Source organism: Texas Phoenix palm phytoplasma, from assembly GCF_005774685.2.
Lineage (GTDB): Bacteria > Bacillota_I > Bacilli_A > Acholeplasmatales > Acholeplasmataceae > Phytoplasma.
In genome coordinates this window covers 1-4446 of the sequence record NZ_VBRA02000015.1, presented here as the reverse complement: position 1 = coordinate 4446, position 4446 = coordinate 1, and the positions used below count along the sequence as shown (strand labels likewise).

The 4446-nt window shown below is 21.2% G+C and carries 5 protein-coding genes; 3 read left to right on the top strand and 2 right to left on the bottom strand.

The features are described 5' to 3' along the window. Positions 1–263: 263 nt before the first annotated feature. Positions 264–611, bottom strand: coding sequence for a hypothetical protein (locus tag FEF22_RS02080; protein WP_210352293.1), 348 nt, complete (start codon positions 609–611; stop codon positions 264–266). A gap of 265 nt (positions 612–876) precedes the next feature. Between FEF22_RS02080 and FEF22_RS02075 the strand changes: the two genes are divergently transcribed. The 3 genes from FEF22_RS02075 to tmk all read left to right on the top strand — a co-directional run bounded on the left by FEF22_RS02075 (position 877) and on the right by tmk (position 2425). Continuing rightward, the gene (locus FEF22_RS02075) at positions 877–1053 is read left to right on the top strand and encodes a hypothetical protein (protein ID WP_210352292.1); all 177 of its coding nucleotides are present in this window, start codon (positions 877–879) and stop codon (positions 1051–1053) included. Positions 1054–1126: 73 nt separating this feature from the next. Beyond that, positions 1127–1708, top strand: coding sequence for a tRNA pseudouridine(38-40) synthase TruA (gene truA / locus FEF22_RS02070; RefSeq protein ID WP_246833718.1), 582 nt, complete (start codon positions 1127–1129; stop codon positions 1706–1708). Positions 1709–1885: 177 nt separating this feature from the next. Beyond that, the gene (gene tmk / locus FEF22_RS02065; protein WP_210352291.1) at positions 1886–2425 is read left to right on the top strand and encodes a dTMP kinase; all 540 of its coding nucleotides are present in this window, start codon (positions 1886–1888) and stop codon (positions 2423–2425) included. 34 nt (positions 2426–2459) lie between these two features. Here tmk and FEF22_RS02200 read toward each other — a convergent pair whose 3' ends face one another. Next, positions 2460–2594, bottom strand: coding sequence for a hypothetical protein (locus tag FEF22_RS02200; protein ID WP_246833717.1), 135 nt, complete (start codon positions 2592–2594; stop codon positions 2460–2462). Positions 2595–4446 lie beyond the last annotated feature (1852 nt).

The following is a 4446-nucleotide window of genomic DNA, read 5'->3' as shown; positions in this document are numbered from 1 at the left end:
CCTGATGAAATTAAAAAAATTTGAAACAAATCATTTTTTTAACCAAGGAACCGGGAGATGGAATTTTCAATTCCAAATAAAAATATTTTATTTAATTTTTTCTAATAAAATTGATATAATTACAGAATCTTTATTTATGTAAAAGCTGATAGAAATGAACATTTACGAACAGTTATTATTCCTTCTTTGGAAAATAAATAAAAATCTTTAAAAAATTTTACATTCTTCTGAAATATTTCTTATAAATAAAAATAATTTTTTATCTAAAATGGAAAATTATCCAAAAAAAACAAAAAAAATTTTTTAAAATTACAATAATATGAACTTAATACAAAATTTGATTCTCTAATTTTAGAACGATTAAATAAAAAAATTAAATAATAATCCAAATTTTCTTTATCAGATTTATTAATTAAAAAATCATCACTTTCTAAATTAAAATTTTTATTATTAATCAAATCTAAAGAAAAAACTTGAGCTCTTGATACAATAGTAGGTATTAAAAGATAACGATTACTAGTTAATAAAATAAATAAAAAATTTTCATTAACAGGATTTTCTAAAAAATAAAGCAAACTATGAGAAGCTTGATATATTTTCAGCTTTAGCAATTAAAGCAAACTTTTTTTTTTTTGCAAAAGAAGTATGAAAAAATATTACTGCATATTCAAAATATGTTCTTTTTGATTTCTTCATCTTTTATTCCTAAATGATAAATATTAGGATAACTAAAATTTTTCAATCCAATTTCTTAATTTTTTCTGATTGGTTTTCAGTTTTCAAAAATTCATAAATCAATTCAATAGCAATTTTTTTTTTTTGCTCTATAAATTCTTTTCCTTCTATCAAATAAAAATTTATTATTTAATTTCTCTATTGATACCTATTTTTATTTTATCTTTTAAAAAATCTTTTGTTTTAGCTAATGCTATGGAAAGTAGAGGATTTGTTTTAGGACAAGAACGTACTAAATTAGCTAATTATAAAATTTTAAAAAAAGATTATTTTATATTAATTATTGTTTTTTTATTTTTTTTGATAAGTTTTTTTTGATAAATTAATAATTTTTCAAAATTTTATTAAATTAAACAAAATATTTATATAAATAGTGAAAGGATTTTTTATATTGAAAAATTTTACTTATAAAATGATTTTGAGTTATAATGGAACTGGTTATTATGGTTATCAAAAACAAAAACAAACCAAATTAATTACTATTCAGTCGGTTTTGGAAAAATCTTTATTTAAATTAACAAAAAAACCAATTAAAACTTTTGCTGCTAGTCGCACAGATAAAGGTGTTCATGCTGAAGGTCAAGTTGTTCATTTTTCTTTATCATTTTTTATTTTTGAAAATGTATTAAAATTTAATTTAAATAAAATTTTACCTGAATCTATTAAAATAATTGATATAAAATTAGTAAATAATAATTTTCACGCGCGTTATAATTCTAAATCAAAAATTTATAAATATGTTTTTTCTAAAAAACCTTTAAATCCTTTTAATTATTGTTTAAAAGTTTATTTTGATTCTATTGATTTTGAAAAAATTTCTAAAGCAATATGTTTTTGCGAAGGTAAACATGATTTTTCTTTATTTACTAATAATAAAGATAAAAATAAATCAACAATAAAAAAAATTTATCGTTCTTTTTTAGCAGAAACAGAAGAAAATATATTTTTATTTTTTCATGGAAAAGGTTTTTAAAAAATGATTTTATTTTAGTTGGATTTTTAATTCAAATTGGAAAAAAACAAAAAGTTTAACTGAATTAATAGATACAATAATTTGAATACAAATCAAAAGTGTTCTTTTGCTGCTCCCGCTAAAGGTTTATATTTAAGTAAAATTTTTTATTAAAACAAAGAAAGAAGAATAATAACAATGTTTATTTCTTTTGAAGGTGGAGAATCTACAGGAAAAACTACTTTATCAAAATTTTTATTTAAAAAATTATCTAATAATTATGAAGTTATTTTAACCAAGGAACCGGGAGATGGAATTTTCAATTCCAAAATAAAAAATATTTTATTTAATTTTTCTAATAAAATTGATATAATTACAGAATCTTTATTATATGCAGCTGATAGAAATGAACATTTACGAACAGTTATTATTCCTTCTTTGGAAAATAAAAAAATTGTTGTTTGTGATCGATATTTAGATTCTTCTATTGTTTATCAAGGATTTGTTGGTGGAGCAGAAGAAAAATGGCTAAAAAAAATTAATTATAAAGCTTTTTTAAATTTACCAAATATTACTTTTTATTTAGATTTAGATCCTAAAATAGCATTAGAAAGATTATATAAAAATAGAAAAGATAAGATAGAATATTTCGATTTAAAAGATTTACAATTTCATAATAGAATAAGACAAGGATATTTAAATCTTTGTGAAATATCCTTGTCTTATTCTATTATGTAAATCTTTTAAATCGAAATATTCTATCTTATCTTTTCTATTTTTTATATAATCTTTCTAATGCTATTTTAGGATCTAAATCTAAATAAAAAGTAATATTTGGTAATTTAAAAGCTTTATAATTAATTTTTTTTTTAGCCACAGCTGCTCCATAACAATCCTTGATAAACAATAGAAGAATCTAAATATCGATCACAACAACTATTTCCAAAGAAGGAATAATAACTGTTCGTAAATGTTCATTTCTGTCAGCTTTACACCTGTCTACTGTATTATATCAATTTTATTAGAAAAAATTAAATAAAAATAAACACTGGTGAAAATTCCATCTCCAAACCTGGTAAAATAACTTCATAATTATTGGATAATTTTAAATAAGAAAGTAGTTTTTCACAATAATTCTCACACCTTTCAAAGAATAAACATTGTTATTATTCTTCTTTCTTTGTTTTAAATAAAAGAAATTTTACTTAAAATATAAACCTTTGTGAGATACAGCTAGCAACACAGTAAATTTGTGTATGTGCAATTCAGTTAAATAACTTTGTTTTTCAATTTGAGATAAAATCAACTAAAATAAAATCATTACAAAAAACCTTTTTCAATGAAAAATAAAATGTATTTTCTTCTGTTTCTGCAAAAAAGAACGATAAAGCCTTTATTGTTTATTTTTATCTTTATTAGTAAATGAAAATCATGTTCATAAACTGCCCAGCTGAAAATTTTTCAAATGTAAGTCAAATAGGCACAGACAATATTAAAAGGATTTAAGGTTTTAGAAGAAAAAAAACATGACTATGAGGCCACGATTCAGACCACAACGCGCTATGAAAAAATTGTATTTATAATTTTATGTCAGTATTTTAACAGATTCAGGTAAAATTTTATTTAAATAAGGGTGCAACTACATTCAAAATAAAAATGATAAGAAAAATGTAACTGACCTTCAGCATGATGCATAATATAACAAGATATTTGTTAATTTAAATAAGACAACACTGAATAATCTTGGTTTGTTTGTTTTTGATAACCATAATAACCAGTTCCACATCATTTATAAGTAAAATTTTCAATATAAATCCTTTCACATATTTATATAAAATATTTTGTTTGGCTAACAAAATTTTGAAAATTATTAATTTATCAAAAAAACTTACTCAAAGAAAATAAAAAACAATAATGTATAAAATCTTTTAAAATTATAATTAGCTAATTAACACGTTCTTGTCTAAAACAAATCTCTACTCATAGCATTAACTAAAACAAAAGATTTTTAAAGATAAGAGGCAAAATAGTATCAGTAAATAATAAATTTTGCATTTGATATAGAGAAGAAGAAAAGAATTTATGGAAGCAAAAAAAAAAAATTGCTTATGTTACAAATGAAAATAATCAGAAAGTAAGTAGTTGAAATTTTAGTTATCTAATATTTATCATTTAGAATAAAGGAAAGACATATTTTGTGCAAAGCTATTTTTTCATGCACTTCTTTTGCAAAAAAAAGTTTGTTTAATTGCTAAAGCTATTGTACTGTATCAACTCATAGTTCTTTTTACCAGAAAATCCTGTTAATTTTTATTTATTTTATTGTATGTCGTTATCTTTAATACCTACTATTGTATCAAACTCAAGATTTGATTAATAATAATTTTAATTCAAAGTGATAATTTGTAAATCTGGAAAAATTTGGATACTGTATTTTTAATAAGTTCTAAAATTAGAAGGGTAAGCCTGATATATTTTAAAAGGGCTATTTTTAATTTTCATTTTTTTAGATAAAAAAAAATTATTTTGTTATAAACTGTTGAAAAATGCTTTATTTTCAAAGAAAAAATAACTGTTCATCATTCATTCCTATCAGCTACATAATAAAAAGATTCTAACAGCTCTCTCAATTTTATTAGAAAAATTAAATAAATATTTTGACACTGGGGTGAAAATTCCATCTCAGTTAAAAAAATGATTTGTTTCAAGCCACAGTACATCAGGTATCAGCATCTTGGCTACTTAACAGCCACGCTGGC